The organism is Dyadobacter ginsengisoli DSM 21015 (assembly GCF_059568735.1).
On the sequence record NZ_JCANTY010000005.1, the window covers coordinates 37,521 to 63,620 of the forward strand.

Genomic DNA, 26,100 nt, shown 5'->3' on the forward strand with positions numbered 1-26,100 from the left:
CCTTTCATGAATAATCACATGAACACCATCGGCCAGCAACTTCCCCATTGCCGTGCAACCCTGAACAACAGCGTCCGATTTCGGACGGAGCAACATCTATTAAATTTTTGATTTTCAATACATTACAACAATGGCATACATTTATTAGGACAGCCCCTGTTGCCGTTAATAACTTTTCCAGTACCTCCCCGGGTCTAAAATGCAGACATCATGTTCAAAAACTATCTGAAAATAGCGTTCCGAAATCTGACGAAATACAAAGCTTTCAGTTTCATCAACATTTCCGGCGTATCGTTAGGGCTGACCTGCTTTTTGCTGCTGGCCCTGTATGTGAAAGACGAGCTAAGCTATGACCGCTACCACGAACATGCCGATCGCATTTACAGGCTAAACCGCACCTTCCTGGCCAACGATGGCACGGAATCGCTCAGTCTGGGGCATGCCGCACCGCCCTTTGGGCCATTGGTGAAGCAGGATTTCCCGCAGATCGAACAAGTGGTGCGCCTGCTCGAAACCGGAGCGTTGGTAAGGTATGGCGAAAAGCGCTTTTCGGAAGAACAGATGTTTGCAGCGGAAGCGAACATTTTCAAGGTTTTTACTTTTAAAATAGACCGCGGAAACCCGGACAAGGCGCTCGAAAACCCCTTTTCCATCATGTTTTCCAAACCAATGGCCGAGAAATATTTCGGAAATGAGGACCCCATCGGGAAAGTGGTGCGGATGGACAACCAGTTCGATTATACGGTCACAGGCGTTTTCGAGCGGCTGCCTTCGCAATCGCATTTCCACCCCAATTTTCTTGTCTCTTTCTCGACACTGAACGACAACCGCATTTACGGGGCCGAAGGGCTTCGCAATAACTGGGGTAATAACTCGTTCTCGACTTTCCTGCTGCTGCCAAAGCATTACGACCCGCAAAATCTGGTGGCCGCATTTCCTGCGTTCCAGAACAAGCACGTCGGCCCCAATACTTCCAAGTACTCCGTGCTCACGCTCACCAAACTCACAGACATTCACCTGCGCTCCCACAAGGATTCGGAAATAGAAGCCAATGGCGATATCCAGTACGTGTACCTTTTTTCAGCAATCGCGGTTTTCATTCTGCTCATTGCCTGCATCAACTACATGAACCTGGCCACCGCCAAGTCGGCCACGCGGGCCAAGGAGGTGGGTATGCGCAAGGTGATCGGCGCGGTACGTACGCAGCTGGTCAATCAGTTTCTCAGCGAATCCGTACTATTGGTATTGATCTCTGTCGCCATCGCATTTATGATCGTTGTCCTGAGCCTGCCGCTATTCAATAATTTTACCCAAAAACAGCTCTCGATTGCCGCGTTGCTTGATCCCGGCTTCCTGGCGATACTATTCGGTATTACTGCATTTACAGGGCTCCTGGCAGGCAGCTATCCGGCGTTTTTTATGACGGGCTTCCAACCGATCGCCGTTTTGAAAGGGAAAATTGCCACAGCCCTGAAAAACGGTAAACTACGCCAGACGCTCGTGGTTGCCCAGTTCGCGATCGCTGTGACGCTGATCATCAGTACGACGGTTGTTTATAACCAGATGCGCTACATTCAAAATTACAAACTGGGTTATGCCAAAGATCAGGTCGTCATTTTCAGCATGTCCGACGATTCGACGACCGATGTCGAAGCGATCCGCCAGCGTTTCAAAGAGAATCCGGGTGTGCGGGAAGTCGGCCGCTCGTCGCGCATCCCCTCGGGCAGGCTGCTCGATTCGTGGGACGCCTATGTGATGAAAGGGGATTCCATGGCACCCACGGAAATCAGTATCAAATCGCTTTCGGTCGATGAAGACTTTATTCCCACCTACCAGATTGCGATGGCCGCGGGCCGCAACTTTTCCCGTGAGCATCCTACTGACCGTACCAACGGTTTTGTGCTGAATGAAACTGCCGCCCGCCTGCTGGGCTGGAAAAATCCTGATGAAGCCATTGGCAACCGCTTCGGTTACGGCCAGATGCGCGGCCAGATCATCGGCGTTACCAAAGACTATCATTTTGAGTCACTGCACCAGAAAGTAGCCCCCATCGTGATGTTCTACCAGCCGGGCCGCCTTGGGCGCGTGTCGGTGCAGGTGGCAGGCGGAAACATTCAGAACACGATCGCCCATCTCGAGTCGGTGTGGAAAGAGCGGTTTCCCGATGTTCCGTTCCAATATGAATTCCTCGACCAGCGTTTTGGCAAGCTATATGCCCGCGAACAAACCCAGCAACTGCTATTTGGCGTGTTTGCCGGTGTCGCGATCCTCATATCCTGCATGGGACTCCTGGGTCTGTCAATGTTTATGGCGGAGCTCCGGACGAAAGAAATCGGCGTCCGAAAAGTGCTGGGCGCTTCGGTATCCAGCATTGTCGGGCTGCTTTCGAAAGATTTTCTCAAACCCGTCCTTGTCGCCATTCTGATCGCCTCGCCGATTGCCTGGTACGGTATGAAAAACTGGCTGCAGGATTTTGCCTACCACACCGAAATCGGATGGTGGGTCTTTCCCCTCGCAGGTATCTTATCGATCGCCATTGCCTTGCTGACAGTCAGCTTTCAGAGTATCCGGGCAGCGCTGATGAACCCGGTGAAAAGTTTAAGAAGCGAGTGATATCCCGGCAAAAATTGTTGCGCAGCTACCGAGCGTTTGAAACATAGTTTCAAGACCCGTCAAATTTTCAGAAAGGGTATTATTTAGACTAGTTATCGATTACCTTTGTGCGCCTCCCAAAGGCTCAGGGCCCGATAGTTAGTTTCTAATTAAATTCCTCAGTATGAGAAAGCTTATTTTTACCTTTTCTGCATTGTTTGCTTTTGCGGCACATGCACAGCAAAACGTGCTTTTGGAACAATCCTTCTGGAAAAATGCTCCCGACGTCAGCACAGTAAAAGCAACCATTGAAAAAGGGAACAATCCGGCCCAGTTCAATGGTGCGAGTTTCGATCCGGTGGTGCTGGCCATCAATGCCCAGGCGCCCACCGAAACCATTAAATTCCTGCTGACGCAGCCCGGCAACGACATCAATAAGCTAACACACGACAGCCGTCACTACATTCACTGGGCTGCGAGCAGGGGCAATACCGAGATCATGGAATATCTGGTGTCCAAAGGTGCCAAAGCTACCGGGATCGACAGCCACGGGTCCACTCCGCTGAATTTCGCGGCGGGCGCCGGCCAGCCTAATACCCGGGTTTATGACATCTGCCTGGCCAATGGCGCGAATCTGAAAAGTGATCTGAACCACGACGGTGCCAATGCGTTGCTCCTGGCGGTCGCCAGCGATAAAGATTTGGTGCTTACCAATTATTTTGTGTCCAATGGATTAGACCTTAAAAGTGTCGACGCTGCCGGGAACAATGCTTTCGCCTACGCGGCCAGAAGCGGCAACATCGAACTCCTCAAAACGCTGTTGCAGAAGGGTGTTCCTGCCACCGATCATGCTATGCTGATGGCCGCGCAGGGCAGCCGCGGCGGTGCCAATACCATTGAAGTTTACCAGTACCTCGAAAGCCTGAAGATCAAGCCGACGGCGGTTGGTAAAAATGGCGGCAACGTATTGCATTCGCTGGCACGCAAGCCCAAACAACGTGAAATCATCCAGTATTTCCTTTCCAAAGGCGTGGATGTGAACCAGGCCGACGAGGATGGAAATACCCCCTTGATGAATGCTGCCGCATCCAACCGTGACACGGCTGTGTTTAACGTGCTGATCCCAAAGGTAAAAGACATTAACCAGGGCAATCAAAAAGGGGTTACGGCGCTGGCAATGGCGGTGCGGGGCAATTCTCCCGAAATCGTCGCTTACCTGATCGAAAAAGGTGCGTCCGCAAGCGTGACAGATAAGAACGGCGACAACCTGGGTTCATATCTTGTGCAATCCTACAATGCGCAAAGAGCTGCCGAATTCGATGCAAAAATGGCGATCCTGACAGGAAAAGGCCTGAAAGTGACCGAGCCGCAGCAAAACGGCAACACATTATATCACCTTGCGGTAGCGAAAAACGATCTGTCGTTGGTCAAAAAACTGGAAACCTATCAAATCGACATCAACGCCAGGAATAAGGAAGGTCTTACGGCCCTGCACAGAGCTGCCATGATCTCCAAGGATGACACGATGCTCAAATATCTGCTGTCCATGGGGGCAAAAAAAGACATCCGGACCAATTTTCAGGAAACGGCTTTTGACCTGGCCGGGGAAAACGAGTCACTTTCCAAAAACAATGTTACCGTCAATTTTCTCAAGTAATTGCCCATGTCTGCTTTATTTAGAACTACACTCCTGTTTTTCGCGCTCATCCTCGCCCGCCCTGTCGTTACGCTAGCGCAGGGGACAGGTACGAGCAAATACAAATGCATGATCCAGATGACGAACTATATGGGTGAAGGTGCTTATATGGTCGTTTCCATTATCAATCCCAAGAATGCATACGACAAGACATTGTATGTAATGGGCTCCGATAAAAAATGGTACAACAGCCTCAAAGAATGGCATAAGGCGTTCTCCAAAAAACCAACCAACATCAGTGCCATCACCGGGGCGTCCGTTACCGGCGGCGACCGGAGCGTTAACGTTTTTGAGATCGAGAATTCAAAAATCAATGCAGGTTACAAACTCCGGTTCGAAAGTGCGGTTGAAGACAAGGAGTATTTCACAAAAGACCTCGAAATCCCGTTGACCACCGACGCTCTTTCTGCGAAAAGCGAGGGGACCGGGTATATCCGGTACGTCCGGTTCAGTCCAAACTAGTACTTTATGACCATTTCGATATGGAGATACAGCCATCTTGCACTGGCTGTATCTTCTTTTATTTTACTAACCCTGGCCTCTGTTACCGGCATTATACTGGCCTTCCAGCCATTGGCTGAAAAAACCCAGCCCTACCGGATTGCCCATTTCGATGAAATCAGCCTTTCACACACGCTTCCCATACTCAAAAAACAGTATAGCGAGATCAGCGAGCTGAGCGTTGATGCCAACCAATTTGTACAAATCAAGGCCACAGACGCCGAAGGAAAAAATCTCATCGCATACATTGATCCCCAAACAGGCAGAATACTGGGGTATCCTCCGAAAAAGAGCGAGTTCTTTGAATGGGTAACGGCCTTGCACAGATCCCTTTTTCTGCATGAAACAGGAAGGTTTTTCATCGGACTTACCTCCTTCCTGCTACTACTCATCACCACATCGGGTACCATTCTGATTATTCAGCGCCAGCGGGGCCTCAAACGCTTTTTTACACGCATTGTTCGCGACCATTTTGCGCAGTACTACCACGTCGTATTAGGACGGCTATCGCTGATCCCCATTTTCCTGATCGCAGGCACAGGTACCTATCTCTCCCTGGCGCGCTTTGGACTGGTGGAAACATCGTACAAGGCCGCCGAAATCGATTTTGACAAGATTAAAGACCATCCTATCCAAAAAACGGCTGATTTCGGAGTTTTCAAACGGACCCGCATCGCCGACGTGCGCACAATCGAATTCCCCTTTTTGGAAGATGTAGAAGACTATTATACTGTCAAACTAAGAGACAAGGAACTGACCGTGAACCAGATTACAGGCGAAATCCTGACGGAAGTCCGGTATCCCACGGGGGCATTGCTCACCGAGCTCAGCCTCGACCTGCACACAGGCCGTAACAATGCGATATGGGCTATCCTGCTTGCGCTTGCCTCCGGCAACATTCTGTTTTTTATTTATTCGGGCTTTGCCATCACGTTCAAACGCCGTGCAGGACGGATGAAAAACCTGCATACAGCGGCCGAAAGCAAATTTATCATCCTGGTGGGGTCTGAGAACGGAGGAACATTAGGCTACGCTAACGCCATTTGCCAACAACTGATCGCGAATGGACAGACCGCATTTGTCGGCGAGCTTAATGATTATACCATCTATCCGAATGCTTCGCACCTCATCGTGATGACAGCCACCTACGGACTGGGTGATGCGCCCACCAATGCTGCTCATTTTGCGGCGAGGATAGAAAAACACCAACAGCCGAATCAGATTCTGTTCTCGGTCGTAGGCTTCGGCTCCCACAGTTATTCCGATTTCTGCAAATTCGCATTTGAAGTCGACAACATCCTGGCCAGGCAGCATTGGGCCGTTCCGATGCTTGAAATTCACACCGTCAACGACAAGTCACCTCAGGAGTTCGGCCAATGGGCCGCTACCTGGTCACAGCACGCCGGGATTCCGCTATCGGTTTCACCAGGGCTGCTCACGATGCGGCAAGATCGCACCCTGCCTTTCACTGTCATCGAAAAAACGCCAGGCGCAAGGCCCGGCGAGTCATTTATGATTCGCCTTCGACTGAAACGCCGTCACAAGTTCACGTCCGGCGACCTGCTGGCCGTTTACCCTGCCGATGACCATCGTGAGAGGCTTTATTCCATCGGAAAGGTCGGAAGTGATATTCAGCTTAGCGTTAAACTCCACGTGCCGGGGCTGGGGTCTGAGTACTTACATCGTCTGAATGCCGGTGACGCCATCCATGGACGTATTATAGACAACACCCATTTTCATCTCCCACCGGAAGCGCCGGTAGTCATCATGATCTCCAATGGCACCGGGATTGCTCCGTTTCTGGGAATGATCTCCGAAAAAGCTTCAAAAATGAAACGGCATCTGTATTGCGGATTTCGCGATCAATCCTCCTATTCGCTTTACAAAAGCATGATTGACCAAACGCTGGAAGAGGGAAAATTACAGGCGGTGCACGTAACCTACTCGCGTGAGGGCGAAAAGCAGTATGTACGCAACATTCTGATGCGGGACGGGCGCTTCATTGCCGAAACACTGGACAACGGCGGCGTTATGATGCTGTGCGGGTCGCTGGCGATGCAGAATAACGTGATCGCGTTGCTGGACGACATCTGTCACGAGTATCTGGGACAAAACGTGAGCTATTACCAATCCCGTAGCCAGATTCTGATGGATTGCTATTAGTGAAGTACGATCCGCTTTTGGGTCTGTTCCCGGTCCGTCCTATCGCTCTCCTCCAAAATTCTGCACCAGGCTGGCGTACGGAACCTCACGACGTTTGAAGGGCTCGGGGGAGAGGCGCGCTGAACATCCCACAAAGGTGTATTCGGGATTCAGGAGGTTGCGCCGGTGCGGGGGCGAGGCCATCCACTGTTCCACCACAAAGTGCGCATAAGACTCATACGTGTACGGACGACAAACCTTACGGTCGGTCTCGTTCAGAAACTCATACTCCTGACTTTTCGGGTTCTGACGCGCCACCATCCAGTCACCACTGATCAGCGTCTGGTATTTTCCTATATTTTCCCCGATGCGCTTGAATCGTTTGGTATATAACTCGACCCTGCGTTGCGCGGTCCGCTCATAGGGGCTGAAAGGATTGGTATGATTAAAAAAACGACGAAATGTCATCGCCGTGGCATGCTGGGAAGAGGCCAGGTATAATGCAAAATCATGCTGAAAGGGAGGAAGACCATACTTCCGTCGGACCTCATTGCTGGCATGGAAGATGGCTGCATCCAGAAACAGCGTGTCGGGATGGCTGAGCGGAATCACCTGCCGTGATTGCGCCATGGAGAAAAAATGCGCCTCCTCCATCGTATAATAGACGCTTTTGCTATGGCTTAACCATATACTCGAATAAAGATAAAGGGCAAATGTGATCAGGGTTTCCATGGCATTGCAAAATGACCAACATCATTTTATAACAATATGATAAAAAAACAAAAATATTCCTTCAAAAATATCATACTTTTCCAATCGTAAAAGCCTGGTTTAACGAGCATGGGGAATCAGGCAAAAAAATATCACCAAAAAATGATTTCCATAAGTCCAAAGTAATAATCGGCCAAACCATTTGCTCGTTGAAATGAATAGCCCAACAAAACGAACCTACGCTTTATGGAATTGCTCTTGGTAGCGATGGCTTACGTAGCCATCCTTTTTTACCTGATCATCCGAATTCTAAAAACCTTGTTTTTCAGCCCAAACCGGGCAATAAGAACGGGAACATCCGTCATTACAGCGATATTCGCAGTATTCTTACTCTGGTCGCTTTTCGATTTTTTAAAGAATGAAAATGGCAAATCTTTCACAGTGGGCTGGTTTGGAATGGCGTACCTTACTGTGATATCGGTCACAGCATTTGCATTTGTATGCTGGGTTCTCAGTCTCGTGGATGAGCGATTATAACCCGGTGATGCAAATGCCACGACATCAAACGCAACTAGGTAATTGTGATTTTCAAAGAAATTACCACATAGAACCAGCTGAATATTAAACTTTCTAATAATATGCTGAAATCTTTTGCGGTAGCACGGGTATTTGTTTGACTGCATTTATAAAATCAGGCTACCGTTAATATGTCCAAAAGAATCTGCTTCTTTCTGTTATGTTTTTTGTATTGCATTGCTTCCAACGCCCAGGTTCAGGCAATACAGCAGCAATTCACTGTCGCGCAAGATGGGAGCGGAAACTTCAGGACAATCCAAGAAGCTGTCAACGCGGTGCGGGACCACTCGCAGATCAAGGCCATTATCCATGTCAGAAAAGGGATTTACAAAGAAAAACTGGTGATTCCGGCCTGGAAAAAGAATATTATACTCATTGGCGAAAATCCGGAGCAAACCATTATCACCCATGGCGACTACTCGGGAAAGGATCTTCCGGGGAGGGATTTTACCCAAAACAACAAATTCAGCACTTATACTTCCTATACCGTACTCGTGCAGGCGAACGACTGCATGCTACGCAACCTGACTATCGAAAACACCGCGGGCAGGGTTGGCCAGGCTGTTGCCCTGGCGACTGAAGGCGACCGCATTGAAATCTATAATTGCCGCATTCTCGGCAACCAGGACACATTGTACACCGCCAAGGACGGAAGAAACTACTACAAAGACTGCCTGATCACAGGAACCACCGACTTTATTTTCGGGGAAGCGACAGCGATCTTCGAAGACTGTACAATTGAAAGTCTGGCCAATTCGTACATCACAGCTGCATCGACTACCCCGGACCAGCCTTTCGGCTACGTTTTCCTCCATTGTAAACTCTCAGCCTCCACAGAGGCAACACAGGTCTACCTGGGACGTCCCTGGCGTCCTCATGCCAAAACCGTTTTTATTGATACCGAAATGGGTCCGCACATTGTAAAAGAGGGCTGGGATCCCTGGAAAGGCGATAACATGTTCCCGGAGAAAGAAGCAACAGCCTTTTACGCGGAATACAACAGCTTCGGAGCCGGGGCAAACCCCTCGGGCCGCGTATCCTGGGCGCGGCAGCTTACCCGGGAAGAAAGGCAAAGCTACACCGTCGAGCGTATTTTTTCAGGATGGAAACCTGCCGGCGCGATACCTGCATCCCGGCTGTTACGGCCATCGGGCATTCCGGATACCAGTTTCACAGTAAGAAGTGCATTTCTGAATGAAATTAAACGGCATCCGGGCATAACGATAGCGGACTCGGCAATGCCTCCTTCGGTACAATGTGTGCCCGCGATTTTGTACCGTACAACCCCGGACGGCAGAAAATTATTTCTGGATATTTACAGACCATCGGCCAAGTTAAAGACTAACAGGCCTGCTGTGCTAATGATACATGGTGGTGGATGGCGATCGGGCGATCGCACACATAACAGCACACTCGCCCGGCAGCTGGCAACGAAAGGATATATTTGCATCACCGCAGATTACAGCCTGTCTACCGCCGCATTGTACCCGGCGGCAATTCACGATTTAAAAGCAGCCGTTCGATGGATCCGGTCCGAAGGCTGGCGGTATGGAGCAGACACTTCCCGCATAGCCGCACTGGGTTTCTCAGCCGGCGGCGAGCTGGCCGCATTCATCGGCACCACCAACGATGACGCCAGATACAGTGCCAATAACGCCGTTTCCAGCGCGGTGCAGGCGATAATCGACATCGATGGCACACTGGCGTTCATCCATCCGGAGTCAGGCGAAGGTGATGATTCCAGATCGACCTCCGCAGCCACCTACTGGTTTGGATTTCCCAAAAGCGAGCGGCCCGACCTGTGGAACGACGCATCGCCGCTCACCCATGTGAACAAGAACACCCCTCCCACCCTGTTCATCAACAGTTCCGTCGCACGCATGCACGCGGGACGCGAAGATTTTATAGCAAAGCTGAACGCATTCGGTACATATAGTGAAGTCAGGAATTTCCCTGACGCGCCCCATACATTTATGTTCTTCGATCCATGGTTCAAGCCGACTCTGGAAGCCATTTCCGGTTTTTTGAAAAAGGTGTTTGCGGATAACCGGCAACGCAGGTAGCCACACTTTCGTGCCGGTGTACACCTCCCGTCCACCATACTCACTTCGCAGAAAGCCGCATGATTTTCCCTTTGCCGTATTCGCAAATGTACAATTCCGCTGCTTCATCGATGCCGAACGCCGAGATTTGGCCCACGCCTTCGGCAAGCAGGCTATTCTGCACTGCTTTGCCATCTTTTGTCTCCAGTGCGAAAAGGCGCCCGCTGACAAAATCTCCGAAAATGTATTTCCCGCCAAGCGCGGGGACCGCTTTCCCCCGGTACACAAAACCACCCGTAATGGAGTGCTCGCCGTTGGCTTGCGGCAGATCGAGTACGGGATCGATCAGCCCGTTCTCTCCGCAATCCCGCTTCGGATTGTAGCAATCGATGCTTTCTTTCAGCCGCCAGCCATAATTACCTCCCTTGACAATGATATCGATCTCCTCCCGCTTATTCTGACCGACATCTCCGGCCCAAAGAGTATTCGTGGCGTCATCAAAGCTGATCCTCCACGGATTCCGGAGCCCGTAGGCATAAATCTCCTCTCTGAAACCGTCCTTATTGCCTGCAAAAGGATTGTCCTTTGGAATTCCATAGGCCCCTTTTTCCGAAGCATTTACGTCAATCCTCAGAATTTTCCCCAGCAGACTCCCCTTATTTTGTCCATTGTTGCTCGGATCGCCCCAGCTGCCTCCATCGCCTGTCGAAATGTAGAGGTAACCATCTTTTCCAAACTTCACTGCACCGCCATTGTGGTTGTCAAACGGCTGGTCGAAAGTAAGCAACACCGTTTCGCTGGCGGGGTCGGCGCGGTCCCTGTCAGACTCACTTACCTTATACCGGACAATGGCCGTTTCCAATTTGCCGGAAACCTTCCGGGTATAATTCATAAAAAAGTAGCCATTGCGCTTATAATCAGGATGAAAAGCCAATCCCAGCAACCCGGCTTCTCCCCCATAGCTGACTTTCTTTTTGATGTTCAGAAATTCCTTCGTACCCGATGTAGCTGCATTATTCTCAAAAACGCGGATTGCACCCTCCTGTTCCAATACAAAAAGACGGTTGGTTTCATCACCGGCATGGGTCAGGTCTACGGGATACTCGAAATGCAATTGGGGAAACGCTTCAATCACACGAACCGGTTCCGTAGCCGGCCAGCGGTATTCCTGCTGCCTGGAAGCCATACAGGTAGCCAGCAAGGCCATGCATAAAAGGCCATTTTTTAGTATCCCGGTCATAAAGCCTAAATAGTTTGATTTTGAAAAATGAGATTACTTAGTCTGAAAAAGACATAATGCATGATGCAAATTAATGAGTTTTTCAACCATCGGATATAACCGTCAGCCGAATACTCAATTTCTGAATCCAATTCTATCAAATTGATTGCGAGACTTCTGCAAGCTTCTATATTTGCTTTTACCGATCAGTGTACATTGATGGGGCAGTAAACCTTCTCAAATCCGCTCAACCTCCGAAATTACCATGTCCATTGTCCCCTCCACCAGACCCCGGCTGTCGTACAGCAGAATCATGGAACTCATCGCCCCTTTCGGGCTGGATGCATCCAAATACCCATTGTTCATAGTCGGTATCCGGGGTTACTACCGGGATACGCTGGGCGCTCCGGGTGCGAACGACCGGGGTATTTACGACGACGCGCTTTTTGTTATGTCACCCGAAGCAACCGCCTCTTTTAATGCCAATACCGACCCGTCCATTGTACGTCCCAGGACCGCCTCTAAGAAAGGGATCGCCCGCCTGAAATCCGGGATCTATTATTCGCACCGGTTCGATGTCCACAACGGCTCCTCGTCCAGTTACCCCGCTATTTGCCAGCGTGCCGCCGTTGTAACCGTCATCCGTGACGGCAACCCCGACTATGAACAAACCGGTATGTTCGGGATCAATATCCACCGAGGCGGCTACAATACGACATCCAGTGAAGGTTGTCAGACCATACATCCCAACCAATGGGACAGCTTTTATAACCTGGCGAAAGACCATGCCCGAAGACTTTATGGAGATAGCTGGAACAAGAAGGTCATCCCCTATATCCTGATCGAAAATCAAGGCCAGATATAGTGGCACGGGTCCGGATATCAAAAAATTAAACTTTCAAAAAGTTTTGAAAGTTTAATTTTGCACTTACCTTTGAACATGGAACTCGAAGAAGCAAAACGGAAATTCATTGAATCCTGGGGTAAACTGGGCTCCGAGTGGGGTATTAACCGCACCATGGCGCAGGTACACGCGTTGCTGCTCATTTCGCCCGACCCGCTGACGACCGAGGAGATTATGGAAACGCTCAGCATTTCGAGAGGTAACGCAAATATGACGCTGCGGGACCTGATCGGCTGGGGACTCATCGAAAAGCAACACAAACCCGGTGAGCGCAAAGAATACTTTTTTGCGGACAAGGACGTCTGGAATATTGCCAAACAAGTAGCCAAAGAGCGCCGCAAACGCGAACTGGAACCGGTGGTGAAGGTGCTCGACGAGCTTTCAAAGGTGACTGGCGATGTCAACGATCCCGCATTCAGTACTTTTCAGAAATCGGTAACGGACATCAACAAACTGGCAAAAAATGTGGACAAGACAATAGAAACCATGCTTGGCGCGGAAGAGAGCTGGTTTTGGGGAGGGATTCTCAAATTGTTCAAATAATATTTTTTTGAATTAAACTTTCAAATTTTTCTGAAAATTCGAAAAATATCATACAAATGAAAACACTTAAAAATCACCTGATCCTTTTCGATGCGGAGTGCCCGATGTGCAATCTGTACACCGGTGCTTTTGTCCGCAGTGGTTTACTGGATGCAAACGGGCGCGAAGCATACCAGCAATACTCCGGCCAATCCTGCCCGAACCTAGACTGGCAGCGGGCTGTCAACGAAATCGCGCTCGTTAACCAGCAGACCGGTGAGGTGACGTATGGTGTCGAGAGTCTGCTCCGCGTCTGTGCGAATGCCTGGCCGCCGGTCGCGACCCTGTTTCGGTGGAAGATTTCCCGGTGGCTCGCGCAAAAAGCCTACGCATTCATTTCCTATAACCGCCGGGTGATCGTCCCTGCGTCTGAGCGCGGATTTCGTTTTCAACCTGCCTTTAAAATACATTATCGCATTGCCTGGCTGCTCTTTACCTGGGTCGTTACGTCGGCCATATTGGCGAACTATACACAATTGCTTACAGGCGTAGTCCCTCCGGGTGCCTTCTGGCGTGAGTTTGCCGTTTGCGGCGGGCAGATTATCTTCCAGGGCATTATTGTCGCCATTTTTCAAAAAAACAAAACCTGGGATTATCTGGGTAATATGATGACAATTTCGCTCATGGGGGCAGTCGCGCTATTTATATTGCTTACCATCAGCAGCTGGCTGCATCTCGGTATCTGGTTTTACGCATTCGGGTTCCTGATGGTCGCCTTTCTCATGTTCCTGGAACATCTTCGACGAACCAGCCTACTCGGAATCAGGCTTCTGATGACTATCACCTGGGTTCTGTACCGTGTCATTATCCTGCTCATTTTACTTTGGCCCTGGATATGAAATACAACAGAATCGTGCTTGCCGGAGGCAATGGGTATCTTGGCAGGGTCTTACAAGAATACTATCGCACCAAAGCGCAGGAAGTCATAGTATTGAGCAGAAAACCAAGGGCTGCTGACGAAAACATCAGAACCGTGGTATGGAACGCCCGCGACGCAGGCGAGTGGGCCGGTGCCCTTTCCGGTGCGGATATGCTGATCAACCTCTGCGGCAAAAATGTAAACTGCCGCTACACCGCCCGAAACCGCGCAGAAATCATCGACTCCCGCGTCACACCGACAATCCTGCTCGGAAACGCCATTCAAAAGCTTCCTGTCCCACCCCGGCTTTGGATCAATGTGACTTCGGCAACCATTTACCGTCATGCTGAAGACCGCGCTCAAGACGAGGAAACAGGTGAAATCGGTTACGGCTTCTCTATCAGCGTTTGTCAGAAATGGGAGGAGGCATTCTTTCAAACCCAAACACCTCAAACGAGAAAGATTGCTTTGCGCATGGGCATTGTCCTCGGTATGCAAGATGGTGCATTTCCACGTCTGCTGACCCTCGCCAGGCTGGGGCTCGGAGGCAGGCAGGGAAACGGGAACCAATATACCTCATGGATTCACGAGCAGGACGCAGCAAAATGTACCGAATGGTTGCTCGACAACGAACAGCTATCCGGCATCTTCAATGCCACCGCGCCTCAACCCGTTCAGAATCACTACATGATGACTGCGATCAGACAAGCCTGCGGCATGCCATTTGGGCTGCCGTCACCGGCGTGGTTGCTCGAAATAGGCGCAAGGCTGATCGGCACCGAAACCGAACTTTTGCTAAAAAGTCGCTGGGTAATGCCACAAAGGCTCCTCGACCAGAATTTCGAATTCAGCTATCCCGATATCAGACACGCGATTAACGACATTGTCTCGCAGCCGAAAATATCATAACGCGTTTTTCCCGCTCAAAAAACGCCTTTCATGCACTAACCCAGCGACCGCCGGTATGACGCCGGCGACACTTCCGCATTGGCCTTGAAAAATTTACCAAAAACCGACTGGTCGGAAAAATTCAGCTGCTCGCTGACCTGCGCCACGGTCAGTTCCTTCCGCTGCAATAATACCTTTGCTTCCAGAATGATAATCCCGTTGATCCATTGGCTGGCGGAGCGACCGGTCTTCTCTTTCAGGTACTCGGAAAGGTATTTGGCGGTAACATTCAGTTGATCAGCATAATGACCGACACTCCGCTCTGCCTTGAAATCGCGTGTGAGCAGTGACTTGAACCGCGCCACCAACGGCTCGTTCCCATTGATTTGAAGGTTCTCCCGGACTGCATCGCGGAACAAAGCGTCCGTTTCATGGATCAGGATATTGATAAAACTCCTGATGATCCGCGCTTCATGCACATGTTTGTCATCCAGGAGCTCCCGGATTTGTTCATACACCAGGGTAAACTTCCTCTCCATACGCACATCGAGCGGGAATGCGTGCGGCTGATTCTCTTCAAAAAACAAAAATCTGGACAAATAGAAGACATCAGCCTGGTTGTTCAAAAAGAACTTACCGGTAAAAAACATGATATCCATCAACGGATCCTCCTCTCCTCGCTCAAACCGGCGGATGACGTCGGGTCCGATGCCAAAAATGCAGGGGCCGGTCAGGAACCGGCGGTCAAGGCCCGCATGCAGCACGAGATTCCCTTTCCTAAGAAATGCCATGCCATACGTTTCCGTCCTGAAGGGTTCCAGATCGTAGAGATCGAAAGCTTCCACCCGCACAAAAAAGTACTCCTTCGGCATTGCCGACTCGCTGAACAACCGTTGCAGGCGATTGATGCTGTATTGGGGTATGGGCTTCATCAGGCGTTTCTCGAACAACAAATATCCGAATTCCCGACCAAAGGTGCCGCTAAATCGACCATTAAAATTGCCCTCCCCGGGGGACATTTGCAATGTAATCAGGCTGGCTTTTCGCGGTCAGCCAAAGTTGGGAATGCCTATTTCCCAAGATTTAAACGAACATCCATGAAAACAAAACGTCCTAAAAAGATCCTGGCGATACTTTCGGCAAGCCTGCTCCTGGCGGTAGGCGCCGATACCCCAGGCAGCGCACAGCAGCTCAGCATCACGTTACAGGAAGCCATTGAAAAGGCCAGGACACGGAACAAATCCGTTGCAGCAAGCAAGCAGCAGGAAGCAGCCAGCGCAGCCGACTACCGGGACGCCCGGAACGCCATATTACCGCAATGGTCGTTCGGAGCAGAATACGACCGGTTTTCCAAACTCACCATGTTTGAAAACGGCCTGTCCGAGGCTCATTCCATGACCCGCCGCCCCAGCCCGAATGCCGTGAATGCCGGTACACGGGTCGAATTCACGCTCTATTCGGGAGGTCGCCAACGTGCATCGATCGAAGAGCAGCTGATCAAAACTCGCCTGGAAAGGATCAACACCAGCGACCTTGAGGGCAATGTCGCCTTGCAGGTCGTGATCCAGTATATGGAAATGGTCCGTCTGCAAAAACTTGACTCGTTAATCGGCGAGCAGGTCAGACGCGCCGAGATACGGCTGAAAAACATTCAGTCGATGTATAACAACCAACGCGTAACGAAGAGCGACCTCCTCCGGGCCGAGGTGATTCTGTCGGGCAACAAGCTGAACCGCGAGCAGGCAGGCAATGACCTTGCGATCGCCAACCGCCGGCTGAACGTGCTGCTCAACCTGCCTGACACTACTATACTGTTACCGCAAAATCCGGCCGACCTGCCCGAAGGGCGCGCTTATGCAAGCGACAGTATGCTCAACCAGCCCAACCATTCCTATCTGCTCCAACGGTCTGCACAAAATATCCGGTTACAGGAATCGCGCATCACACTGATCAAAAGCAGCTATTACCCCACGGTACAGCTGGTAGGTGCCTACGGGCTCAACTACCCCAACACCCTTTTCTTTCCCCCCGTGGCGCAGTGGTATTCCGTCGGATTTGTGGGGATCAAAACTGGGATCAACATCTCCTCCTTTTACCACAGCAAGCAAAAAATGACAGCAGCGCGGGCGCGTCTCGCGGGAATGTACCTGCAACAGCAGTCCGTAGCAGATCAGGTCGATACCGAAATCCGTGCAGCGCAAATCAAATACGGGGAATCGCTTAGCCGGATACGGGTCGCCGAGCAGTCCATCGAACAAACCAGCGCCAACCTCAAAATTACCAATACCAAATACCTGAACCAGCTCGCATTGCTAACAGATCTGCTGGACGCCGACAATCTTTTTCTTGAATCCAACTACAATCTCGTAAAAGCACGCGCCGACGAGCGCATTTATTATTACAAACTGCTTTATACACAAGGACTACTCTGATCCGATTTCAACCCCAGCCACCATGGAAAATTCTGTAAAACCGCATACATCCCTTGCGAACATAGCCATTACCACGATCACATTGATCGTCATTACAGTCACGCTCAGCTACCTGGGGCGCTACTTCTTTCTCCAAAACCAGGTCGAAGAAACCAACGACGCCCAAGTGGAAGCCTACCTGAACCCGGTATCCGCCCGGGCAGGGGGCTACATCGCCCAAATCCTCTTTGAAGAGAATCAGGTGGTCAAACAAGGCGACACGCTGGTAATCCTGGACGACACGGAATACCGGATCCGCGTGGGGGAAGCCGAAGCGGTACTCGAAGACGCCCGTGCGCAGCTTAACGTGTTGCATACCTCCATTCAGGCTTCACGCACTGCCGCCATTGTCAATGAAGACCAGATTTCTTCCGCCAAAACCCGGTTGTGGCAGCAGGAGCAGGACATGAAAAGGTTTCACAACCTGCTGCTCGAAGAAGCTGTCACCGGCCAGGAGTTCGAGCAGGTGAAAGCACGTTACGAGGTCGCATCGAGTGACTACAATGCCTCAAAACACACATTAAATATCAGTTTTTCACGTATCAAGGAGCTACAATCACGGGAAGCCCTGGTACGCGCCGATATCAAACGCAAGCAGGCACAACTGGATTTTGCACGTGTAAACCTCGGCTACACGATCGTCAGGGCACCGTTTGCGGGCCGTCTTGGCAGGCGGACGATTCACGAAGGTTTGCAGATCCAAGCCGGGCAGCCGCTGGTAGCGATCATCAACGAACAAGGCAAATGGGTTACCGCAAACTTCAAGGAGACCCAGATCAGTACCATGCAACCTGGCCAGCCTGTCACCATTATGCTCGATGCATTACCTGGCAAAAGCTACCACGGGGTGATCGAATCACTTGCAGGAGCTACCGGCTCCAAGTTCACACTGCTGCCTCCTGACAATGCTACCGGGAACTTTGTAAAAATCACCCAGCGTGTACCGGTGAAAATCAGGCTCACCGACCAGGATCTGGGTGCTGTGAAAGTAGGCATGAATGCCAGCGTTTCTATCTCCAAAACTTTATGACCATGCATGCCCCGGTAATTTTTCAATCTTGGATTTCCCGCCGCCCTACCCTATTATACGCAGCACTGGTGATCCTGTTGCTCACCGGCCTTATCCCATTCGGATTGTTTGCATTGAACCAGACTTATGTGGTTGCGTCCTTTGGCGCGCAACCTGAGGACGTTAGCTTTTCAATACAGATCACCTACGTGGGGATCATCGCCTTTCTGCCAATTCAGTTCCGGCTGATACGCTACTTCGAACCACGCAATTACCTCATTACATTGATGTCGGTGGCGATACTGGTGAGCTTCCTGAGTATGCGGGTAAGGGATATACATGCCTTCATCGCGCTACGGTTGCTTACGGGCTTTCTGGCAGCTGGCATCGGCGGCCGAATGCTGATGTTGATTTTCGGGGTTTTCAAGCCGGCTATCGCGCAGGCCGCCGGCTCAACGATCTTTTACGGATCAGCCCTGGGCAGCGCCACGCTTGCCGGCCTGGTAACCGCAGCTGTCGCCGACGCTACTGCCTGGCAGGATGTCTATCTCTTTCTAATGCTTGCCCAAACTGCCTCACTCGCACTTATACTCTTCATTTTCAGGGGAAAATCAGGCATAAAGCCCTATCCGCTATACCAGACGGACTGGATCAGCTTCCTGCTTAGCCTGGGCATCCTGACGGGCTTTGTCTATATTTTCGTCTATGGGCCCAAGTACTACTGGTTCAGTGACGTGCGCATTTGGTCTGCCGCAGCCAGTTCTTTGGCAGGAATCATTCTTTTCCTGATCCGGCAAAACCTGCGCAAAAGACCGTATTTGCATCTGCACATTTTCAGGTCCGGTCAGTTCATCACCGGCATTGTCCTGCTCACGTTATTTTACGGCATGAAAGATAGTATCAACCTGATCTACGGTTTTGCTGGAGCCGTTCTGAAATGGAACAGCAATGACATCATGCAGCTGGCGGCCGTTAACCTGACGGGATTGTTGCTCTCAATGGTCCTGACGGCCCGGCTTATCATCCGCCTTGGGAAAAACATGGGACCCGTGCTTCTGATCGGGTTCGCGGTAATGCTTGGGTATCATGTATGGATGTATCATATTTTCAGCCCCGACCTTTCGTTCGGTGATCTGGCATTGCCCGTATTCCTCCAGGGGAGTGCGTGCGGCCTGCTATTTGTTCCGCTGGTGGGCTTCGCCGTGGGCGGATTACCACCGTACACCGGCTTCGCCGGCATCACCGTGGCGGCTCTGGCCCGGCTCACCGCCATCCTGAACAGCGGCGCGGGTCTTTACAGCCTGCAATTATTTTATAATCAATCCAACAAGGAAAATTTCCTGGCCGGACTTTCCGATACCAATCCTTTGTACGCGGAGCGTCTGGGCGCCCACACGAGGCTGTTTGCCGGTAACGGCTACGGGCCGGAACAGGCAGCAAACCTGGGCAGAGGCATTTTATATAGAAATACATTGATTCAAAGCCAGTTAATAACCAATATGGCAATCTTCAAAATCATCGCTATCTTATCTGCAGCGATCATCGCCGGCCTCCTGATTTTAGTGATCGTCAGGAAAAAGCAACAGCAAAATGCATTGGCGGCCGTCGGGGAGCGGAAAGCAATATGACGAGACAAAACAAAATGCTTCTTTTTTTAAGCCTTCCCGAATGAGCCGGGCCCTATCGAAAATTTAATTTCAAAGTCTCAACATTTGTAAATGTTTCCGGTTTCGGGAAGGCAGACCTTTGTCGTGAACAAAACGCCGGAAAACATGACAACGACAATTCAAAACGAAACCGATTTCCTCTCCGATCACCTCGAAAACAAAGCCGTGGCATTTGCATCCGGCCAAGGTGAAACGCTCACCATGGGCGGAAGCAGCATTACCCTGAAAGTGACCAGCGACATTTCAAATGATCAGCTTGGTGTTTACGAGATCATCCTGGCACCTGGTATCGTCGGGGCGCGGATGCATTACCACCGGTTTATGGACGAAACTTTTATCGTCCGGCAAGGCACACTTACGATCCGGGTTTCCGACGGATCGATCCAGGCCGAAGAAGGCGCCGTCGTATATGTCCCACGTATGACACCGCACGGCTTTTCAAATACCTCGGACCAGCCCGTTACCCTCAACCTGATCTTCAATCCGGGCCAGAAGCGAGAAGGTTTTTTCCGCGGCCTTGCCCAAATCCTCACCGATCCGGTCATCGACCCGGCGAAGTACCTGGCTTTATATCAGAAGTACGACAGTTTCCCCGTGGATGTGGAAAATATGTTGCCGCACTAATGTCGGGGTTTGATAAAAAAATCACACCCTCCCCAATCCGCGCGTCAGGCGCCAAAATTTCTGCGGGCAGCAGATAGCCCTATTATTGTTTCGTCACTTTCAAATTGTATTTCTGCTCGCCGGATATCATTTCGATCAAGTACAAACCGGCCGGATAAGCATTACCGGACAGGTCGAGCTGATGTGAACCGGCCCCATTTGCTGGGGTAAAGCGCTCGGTTTTAACCTGTCTGCCAGCCATGTCGACCACATTGACAGCAAAACCATTCGCTTGGCTGCCCGGGAAGTCGAGATGAAATATCCCTTGAGAAGGGTTTGGAAACGCAACCGGCCCCGGGGAATCCCGGTTTGTAACCGCACGAATAGCCGAATAGCGGTAACTGCCGTCGAGGTCGACCATTTTCAGCCGGTAATACCGGGTCGCCAGCTGCACAGCGAGCCGGTCGGTAAACGAATAGTGCTGCTGATCGGCAGAACCGCCCCGGCCTTCAACCTCACCAATCTTTGAGAAAGCATTTTTACCAATCACATCGTCACCCGACGCTACTTCGACCTCAAAATGGTGGAAGTCTTTTTCCGAAGCAGTTATCCAGTCCAGTTGAATTGCCGCAGGCAAATCCGGAGCCGGCGTGCGACGGGCCGAAAAGTTCGTCAATGTCACGGGCAGCGCGGACCCACTACCAATGTAGCCTCTGGCGAGCCAGAATTCCGAGAAGCTACGTGTTTTGAATTCGACATAATAGCCTTTGCCGTAAGGCACCTTGATCACCTTTGATGCCGGATAAAAAGACCAGCCATCGTTCGCATCGTTCTCCAGATCGCCATCCTCTTTGACACCGGAGTATTTTGTAATGGCCAGCTCATAGGCGCTTTGGGGCTTTTCCAACGTCGGCGCCGGCACCTTTTCGACCAGTCTTTTCACTTCATTATCCGTAAAATACAGTCGGACCCGGATAGAATCGGTAAAATTCCCGTTTTCCGGTTTGATCGTAAAGTTCCTGTCCATGTAATAATGTCCGTTGAAACTGCGGACATCCCGATTGTTGAGAAACGTCTTCACGGCGGTCGAACCAAGATAGCGATCGGGGTAAATGGCCGCGATCACCCTCTGGTTTCTGGTAAAATTGGTCCAATAGGAGCCTTGCAGATCACTCGTTACGACTGAGGCTTCGGTACCGCTTTCGTAGATCTCATTGGTAAGATCATAAAGATGAAAATCATCAATCGCAACTCCCTCGCCGGTGCTTCCTCCACTACTTTTGATCACAAACCGGAACATGATATACTGATCGAAAAGATTGGGTAACGGAACTGTACATACGTGCCATCGGGAGTCGTTCTGGTTAGACCACACACCTTCGCCATTTTCGGTCGCATTATACCAGTTTGTCCCACTGCCCACCTGCCCCAAGCGCTTCCAGGTACCACCGGAGAGCAGGTATTCCACATACACCACATCGCACTTTCCTCCCTGACAGGATGCCGTGTTCATTCTGGCGCTGAAGCTGACCGTGGGATGTCCCATGTTGTAAATGTAAAAGCATGGCGAATAGAGATACGACACCTCATTCACGTTGTAATTGCCCGTCAGATTGGTTTTCCAGGCCTTGCTGCCGCTTGCCGCCTGCTTGGTGTTTGGCGAAGCCGGGGTTCCGTACATCCAGGAGCTGTTGGTCCCATATCCTTGCCAACTTGCACTGCCGTTCTCAAAATTCTCCAGATAAGGATACGAGGTAATGGTCGGTTGCCTGGTGATGACGATGGAACGGGCATTGTTTTCCGGGTGCAGGTCATACGGTTTGAGGATTTCCACGCTGACTTGTTGTGGGCCTACATCCGGCACAGACGGATTGATGTAAAACGACGATTCGCCATGGGCGGAGATGAAAGGGATTATGTTATCATTGTCGCTTCCCCCATTGATCCGCACTTTATAAGGAACGTCATAAACATCCTCGGAATCGTTGTTCCGCACGGTGATCCCGACTCCGAACAAAGTGCTGCCGCATACCACGGGCGCAGGCGGGTCCATACTGACCAGCTCGATGTCGCTATTGGACCTGGACAGCCTTATATCATCGAAAGAATAACCCTGGCGGGAGGACAACGAAAGGACAGCGTCGTCGCCGGACTGCGTCCAACGGATTTGGGAACTGGAAGAAAACTCCTGCCCGCCGGCCTTCAACGCTTCACTTAGCCCAATTGAAACAAACTTATATTCACCCGATGCAGGGTTCTGATTATTGAAGAGATTGTAGGCAAAAATCCATTGATCCTTATCAGAACCTCTCACATAGACCGAGTTATCAACATCCAGATTCTGCCCATGATTTTTGTACCTGAAAGACAGCCGAATCTCATCATTGACCACTTTGTAACCCGACAAATTATAAGTTCCGGTTAAATAATTAGTGTTATAGCTGTTGTATATAAAATCGTCGATGTCCAACGTAAATGCCTTGCTTCCTGAAAAAGCGATTCCGGCCCCGGCCGATGTCCGCAGCCTGCCGTTGGACCGGGAACGATGGAAATCATATGCATCACCATTCGTCAGGCCCATTGTATTCTGCGTGACTTCCTGATCCGGCATCGACTCTACCGTTTCCAGATATGGGAGCGTCAGGGCCGGGTTGTTGTTTTGTCTGAAAACTTTTTGGGTAAAATTGTTCTTTTGAACGGGGTCATTCGCTTTTCGGATAAAAACCCGGATCGGATAGACACCCGGATTTGCAAAATTGGTTGTCTGCGTGAATGTATAGGACAGGTACCCAAGCGCTGGAATGGCGGTTTGAACCGTTTCCCAATGCACAGGTGCCGATTCGCCCCCAACGGAATATCCTGCTTCAAAGGGCGGAGAACAGACCTGATCATCCAGGTTTTTGATCCCTACGGTGATCTGCATCGCATTCGACAGCACATCGGAAGTAAAAAGCCTGCCTGATCGCTGCGGTGAAATGATGGAATCGATCGCCAGATCATTATTGGAAATCGTCCCCGCGCAGGTGCCGCTATTGGGCGTCCGGCTGATCGCCAGACCTCTGCGCCCCGCAACGCCGTCCTTCCGCGCACGAACCGAAACATAGTACAGCGAATCGCGCGACAGCCCGCTCAGGACGTAGTTCAACGCATTGGTAACCGCCACCGGCCGCATCTCCCCCTCACGTAAAAGCATGACCTCATAATCCGTTGCGCCGCTCACCGACGCCCATTGCAGGGCCACATAACTTTCGCATTGCACCGGACCAAGCGACACCACCGGCACGCCCAGAATTGCGAAGGTCTCGCTGTCGCTCAACACACCTGTATCATTTTGTTTAATCCTGACCCTGGCCGTCCCGGTGGCAGCGTCAGGCACAGTCCAGCTCAGCTGTCTCGCCGAAGCGGCCACGGACGTATTAACAGCGACCCATGAACCACCATTGTTCAGGGAATAGTATACACTGAATGTGCTGGAATTATTGCCGTAGGACTCCCAGTTGATGTTGACCACATCCCCGCGGACCAGGTGCTCGTTACCGATCGGATAGGTAATGGTGGTTCCTTGTTCAATGATATCATATACCACAAAATACTCCTGAGTTCCGTCCGGAATTTTCTCGGCGCTCACTTTTATCTCATAGGTCCCGGCTATCGGATTATCGATCACGATCTGTTCCATGTTGTTGACCGTGTCAATGCCTGCAACCGCCTGTTGAGTGGGATTGGACAGAGCCGGGAAGGCCGGGTTCAACGCCGCGGCACCGGAAGGTGTCAGTAGCAGGTCAAGATTGTTGACCAATGTTTTTTCCCCTGTCAGCATAGAGGCCGCCCTGTCGTGCCAATACAGCATTACTTTCAGCTTTGCCGCATTAGCCGGAACCGAAATCGAGTGGGTCTGGCTCGCGCGGTGCGCCAGCTGCCCCTGTGCGAAATGACCTTTGTCGAGCATTGCGCAGGAACGTACCAGGTTCATATTACCAAAACCGTAACTGTAATCCGGACCGGCCAAACCCTGATCTGACGCTCCGTTGCACACCAGCGCCTTCATCAATGCGCTTTTGGGGGTATCCTGGCCATGAAGCTGCCGGTACCGTTCATACAGCAATGCCAACCCACCCGAAACCGCCGGAGCAGCCATGCTGGTGCCCGTGCCCGGCAGGTAACCATTAACGGGTGTGGTCGAAAAGATGCTCGTGCCCGGGGCGGTCACCTCCGGTTTGACCCTCCCGTCCCGAACCGGTCCTTTGCTCGACGAAGGTGCTATTACACCGGTGGTCAGCGTTTGTCCCACACTCATGACATTCTTAGCGGACGCAAAATCGCTCAGCACATTTCCGAAGCCGGCCGGATATTGGTTACAGATCGTGCTCTGCCCGGAGTTACCCGCGGCAAAGACGTGCTGGAGATAGGGCATATCGAACGCCTGACGATCCAGAATGTATGAGTCGGACGTGTAAAGACCGAATTCCAGGCAGCCGCCGTAGGATTCGCCACCATAGGAATTGTTGGTGACCACCATATTAAAATCCTTCACCAGTTGGGGCGCATTACTCCATATCTCACTATTCGGATAAAAGATCACATCCGTTTTCGGCGCATATCCCGCATACTTTTCGTTCACGATCCCGCCTCCGGCCACCGTACCCGTAATATGCACGCCGTGCAAAGAGCTCGTCGACGTGACCTGCCGCAACAGCCTGGTCCTGACATCGATATGATCGGAGGGATTACCCACGTCTCCAATCCCCACCACAACGCCTTTTCCGGAAAGGCCTTTTCCGGAAATCGCCTGGGAAGTCAGTACATTGGCTTTTGTATTGGCGGCACTTTTGTCATTAAGCGGCTGTGTTTCACCTGGCGCGATCTCGATATACTGCACAAAAGGAAGGTCTGCCAGTTCTTTAAGCCGCACCTCCTCGATCCTCACCAGCAGTATCTCATAGTCTTTCAGATCGTCCGACAATAGTTCGATATTACTCTCCTGCAACTTTGTTTTTACCTCTTCTGCCGAAAAAGAACGAAGAAAGCAGACCCGAACATCCACCTTGCCCGGCACAGTCTGCGCATGCGGAGGAATATCGGAGGTCAGGAGTTCGGGCTGCATTTTCTGTTCGGGTGCGAGCTCCACCACCGACCTGATACCGCTTCCGGCCAGGATTTCAGGGTTCACATTACCGGTTACCGTTGCCGTGTATGCGTATTCCGGAATGTATTCCAGTAGTTCGACACCGGCGTCATATAACTTTTTCTTTTCCTCATCCGCCGGAATATCATTGAACTGGATGATCACAAAACGCTTTTCTTCCTGGCCATCTGCTCGCGTTCGGAATCCTTTGCGGATCACTTCCCGGATATTTTCTCCCGGATGAATCGTACCGTTCCGCAGATACAGTGGGTACCTGGCTCTGTTTCTTACCTGCCCCGTTACCGTTGAAGAGATCAGGGTGATTAGTAATAACCAGGGGAATACGTTGCCGGTACGCATACAATATGTTCCGATATTGATGAGAGGAGTTACGAACCGGCTCAGACACAACACAAGCGCCTAAGTCGTTCGTTTTCAATCTGTCGGCAAGTTAGTTCAGAATTAGGATTAAAGTAAATACGTTTCACTTCAAGTTAAACCTACATCACCCCA

General features: G+C 51.0%; 18 protein-coding genes. 14 read left to right on the forward strand and 4 right to left on the reverse strand.

All coding sequences use genetic code 11. The annotated features are described in order from the left end of the window. Positions 1-210 precede the first annotated feature (210 nt). The 4 genes from BP71_RS18705 (at position 211) to BP71_RS18720 (ending at position 6,952) form a co-directional block, all read left to right on the forward strand. On the forward strand, positions 211-2,613 hold the full coding sequence (locus tag BP71_RS18705; RefSeq protein WP_496381951.1) for an ABC transporter permease: 2,403 nt from the start codon (positions 211-213) through the stop codon (positions 2,611-2,613). 163 nt (positions 2,614-2,776) lie between these two features. After that, positions 2,777-4,249: an ankyrin repeat domain-containing protein gene (locus BP71_RS18710; RefSeq protein WP_496381953.1), complete on the forward strand. Its 1,473-nt coding sequence runs from the start codon at positions 2,777-2,779 to the stop codon at positions 4,247-4,249. Positions 4,250-4,255: 6 nt separating this feature from the next. Beyond that, positions 4,256-4,750 carry a DUF2271 domain-containing protein gene (locus tag BP71_RS18715; RefSeq protein ID WP_496381955.1) on the forward strand — a complete coding sequence of 165 codons (495 nt, stop codon included), beginning with the start codon at positions 4,256-4,258 and terminating at the stop codon, positions 4,748-4,750. Between the two features lie 6 nt (positions 4,751-4,756). Beyond that, positions 4,757-6,952 (forward strand): PepSY domain-containing protein, encoded by a 2,196-nt coding sequence (locus BP71_RS18720; RefSeq protein WP_496381957.1) that lies wholly within the window; start codon positions 4,757-4,759, stop codon positions 6,950-6,952. 39 nt (positions 6,953-6,991) lie between these two features. Here the strand turns inward: BP71_RS18720 and BP71_RS18725 are convergent, their stop codons facing one another. After that, entirely contained in the window at positions 6,992-7,561 is a 570-nt protein-coding gene (locus BP71_RS18725; RefSeq protein WP_496381959.1) for a CAP domain-containing protein, read from the reverse strand. Positions 7,562-7,888: 327 nt separating this feature from the next. Here BP71_RS18725 and BP71_RS18730 point away from each other — a divergent pair, with 327 nt between their 5' ends. Beyond that, positions 7,889-8,179, forward strand: a complete 291-nt coding sequence (locus BP71_RS18730) for a hypothetical protein (protein ID WP_496381960.1) — start codon at positions 7,889-7,891, stop codon at positions 8,177-8,179. 170 nt (positions 8,180-8,349) lie between these two features. Further along, positions 8,350-10,281 (forward strand): pectinesterase family protein, encoded by a 1,932-nt coding sequence (locus BP71_RS18735; protein ID WP_496381962.1) that lies wholly within the window; start codon positions 8,350-8,352, stop codon positions 10,279-10,281. A 40-nt stretch (positions 10,282-10,321) separates the two neighbouring features. On the opposite strand, the gene BP71_RS18740 is transcribed toward BP71_RS18735, so the two are convergent. Beyond that, positions 10,322-11,500: a PQQ-dependent sugar dehydrogenase gene (locus BP71_RS18740; RefSeq protein WP_496381964.1), complete on the reverse strand. Its 1,179-nt coding sequence runs from the start codon at positions 11,498-11,500 to the stop codon at positions 10,322-10,324. 244 nt (positions 11,501-11,744) lie between these two features. Here BP71_RS18740 and BP71_RS18745 point away from each other — a divergent pair, with 244 nt between their 5' ends. The 4 genes from BP71_RS18745 (at position 11,745) to BP71_RS18760 (ending at position 14,733) form a co-directional block, all read left to right on the forward strand. Then, on the forward strand, positions 11,745-12,344 hold the full coding sequence (locus tag BP71_RS18745; RefSeq protein WP_496381966.1) for a hypothetical protein: 600 nt from the start codon (positions 11,745-11,747) through the stop codon (positions 12,342-12,344). A gap of 75 nt (positions 12,345-12,419) precedes the next feature. Continuing rightward, entirely contained in the window at positions 12,420-12,926 is a 507-nt protein-coding gene (locus BP71_RS18750; protein ID WP_496381968.1) for a GbsR/MarR family transcriptional regulator, read from the forward strand. A 56-nt stretch (positions 12,927-12,982) separates the two neighbouring features. Further along, positions 12,983-13,804 (forward strand): DCC1-like thiol-disulfide oxidoreductase family protein, encoded by an 822-nt coding sequence (locus BP71_RS18755; protein WP_496381970.1) that lies wholly within the window; start codon positions 12,983-12,985, stop codon positions 13,802-13,804. Further along, positions 13,801-14,733, forward strand: a complete 933-nt coding sequence (locus BP71_RS18760) for a TIGR01777 family oxidoreductase (protein WP_496381971.1) — start codon at positions 13,801-13,803, stop codon at positions 14,731-14,733. The genes BP71_RS18755 and BP71_RS18760 overlap by 4 nt, the downstream gene beginning before the upstream one ends. 35 nt (positions 14,734-14,768) lie before the next feature. Here BP71_RS18760 and BP71_RS18765 read toward each other — a convergent pair whose 3' ends face one another. Continuing rightward, complete coding sequence (locus BP71_RS18765) at positions 14,769-15,644, reverse strand: helix-turn-helix domain-containing protein (RefSeq protein ID WP_496381973.1); 876 nt, start codon at positions 15,642-15,644, stop codon at positions 14,769-14,771. Between the two features lie 165 nt (positions 15,645-15,809). Here BP71_RS18765 and BP71_RS18770 point away from each other — a divergent pair, with 165 nt between their 5' ends. From BP71_RS18770 to BP71_RS18785, 4 genes are all read left to right on the forward strand, one after another. Next, the gene (locus BP71_RS18770; RefSeq protein ID WP_496381975.1) at positions 15,810-17,144 is read left to right on the forward strand and encodes a TolC family protein; all 1,335 of its coding nucleotides are present in this window, start codon (positions 15,810-15,812) and stop codon (positions 17,142-17,144) included. Positions 17,145-17,166: 22 nt separating this feature from the next. Further along, a complete protein-coding gene (locus BP71_RS18775) occupies positions 17,167-18,213 on the forward strand; it encodes an HlyD family secretion protein (RefSeq protein WP_496381977.1) in 1,047 nt (348 codons plus the stop codon). A 2-nt stretch (positions 18,214-18,215) separates the two neighbouring features. Next, positions 18,216-19,820, forward strand: a complete 1,605-nt coding sequence (locus tag BP71_RS18780) for an efflux MFS transporter permease (protein WP_496381979.1) — start codon at positions 18,216-18,218, stop codon at positions 19,818-19,820. 144 nt (positions 19,821-19,964) lie between these two features. Continuing rightward, the gene (locus BP71_RS18785; RefSeq protein ID WP_496381980.1) at positions 19,965-20,483 is read left to right on the forward strand and encodes a cupin domain-containing protein; all 519 of its coding nucleotides are present in this window, start codon (positions 19,965-19,967) and stop codon (positions 20,481-20,483) included. A gap of 82 nt (positions 20,484-20,565) precedes the next feature. Here BP71_RS18785 and BP71_RS18790 read toward each other — a convergent pair whose 3' ends face one another. Beyond that, the gene (locus tag BP71_RS18790; protein WP_496381982.1) at positions 20,566-25,947 is read right to left on the reverse strand and encodes a S8 family serine peptidase; all 5,382 of its coding nucleotides are present in this window, start codon (positions 25,945-25,947) and stop codon (positions 20,566-20,568) included. Positions 25,948-26,100: the final 153 nt, after the last annotated feature.

What these genes read in the sequence shown, in the direction of transcription:
- BP71_RS18715 (WP_496381955.1), top strand. Translation starts at nt 4,256, where the DNA reads ATGTCTGCTTTATTTAGAACTACACTCCTGTTTTTCGCGCTCATCCTC.
- BP71_RS18720 (WP_496381957.1), top strand. Translation starts at nt 4,757, where the DNA reads ATGACCATTTCGATATGGAGATACAGCCATCTTGCACTGGCTGTATCT.
- BP71_RS18760 (WP_496381971.1), top strand. Translation starts at nt 13,801, where the DNA reads ATGAAATACAACAGAATCGTGCTTGCCGGAGGCAATGGGTATCTTGGC.
- BP71_RS18745 (WP_496381966.1), top strand. Translation starts at nt 11,745, where the DNA reads ATGTCCATTGTCCCCTCCACCAGACCCCGGCTGTCGTACAGCAGAATC.
- BP71_RS18725 (WP_496381959.1), bottom strand. Translation starts at nt 7,561, where the DNA reads ATGGCGCAATCACGGCAGGTGATTCCGCTCAGCCATCCCGACACGCTG.
- BP71_RS18710 (WP_496381953.1), top strand. Translation starts at nt 2,777, where the DNA reads ATGAGAAAGCTTATTTTTACCTTTTCTGCATTGTTTGCTTTTGCGGCA.
- BP71_RS18780 (WP_496381979.1), top strand. Translation starts at nt 18,216, where the DNA reads ATGCATGCCCCGGTAATTTTTCAATCTTGGATTTCCCGCCGCCCTACC.
- BP71_RS18785 (WP_496381980.1), top strand. Translation starts at nt 19,965, where the DNA reads ATGACAACGACAATTCAAAACGAAACCGATTTCCTCTCCGATCACCTC.
- BP71_RS18770 (WP_496381975.1), top strand. Translation starts at nt 15,810, where the DNA reads ATGAAAACAAAACGTCCTAAAAAGATCCTGGCGATACTTTCGGCAAGC.
- BP71_RS18735 (WP_496381962.1), top strand. Translation starts at nt 8,350, where the DNA reads ATGTCCAAAAGAATCTGCTTCTTTCTGTTATGTTTTTTGTATTGCATT.
- BP71_RS18765 (WP_496381973.1), bottom strand. Translation starts at nt 15,644, where the DNA reads ATGAAGCCCATACCCCAATACAGCATCAATCGCCTGCAACGGTTGTTC.
- BP71_RS18790 (WP_496381982.1), bottom strand. Translation starts at nt 25,947, where the DNA reads ATGCGTACCGGCAACGTATTCCCCTGGTTATTACTAATCACCCTGATC.
- BP71_RS18775 (WP_496381977.1), top strand. Translation starts at nt 17,167, where the DNA reads ATGGAAAATTCTGTAAAACCGCATACATCCCTTGCGAACATAGCCATT.
- BP71_RS18730 (WP_496381960.1), top strand. Translation starts at nt 7,889, where the DNA reads ATGGAATTGCTCTTGGTAGCGATGGCTTACGTAGCCATCCTTTTTTAC.
- BP71_RS18750 (WP_496381968.1), top strand. Translation starts at nt 12,420, where the DNA reads ATGGAACTCGAAGAAGCAAAACGGAAATTCATTGAATCCTGGGGTAAA.
- BP71_RS18755 (WP_496381970.1), top strand. Translation starts at nt 12,983, where the DNA reads ATGAAAACACTTAAAAATCACCTGATCCTTTTCGATGCGGAGTGCCCG.
- BP71_RS18705 (WP_496381951.1), top strand. Translation starts at nt 211, where the DNA reads ATGTTCAAAAACTATCTGAAAATAGCGTTCCGAAATCTGACGAAATAC.
- BP71_RS18740 (WP_496381964.1), bottom strand. Translation starts at nt 11,500, where the DNA reads ATGACCGGGATACTAAAAAATGGCCTTTTATGCATGGCCTTGCTGGCT.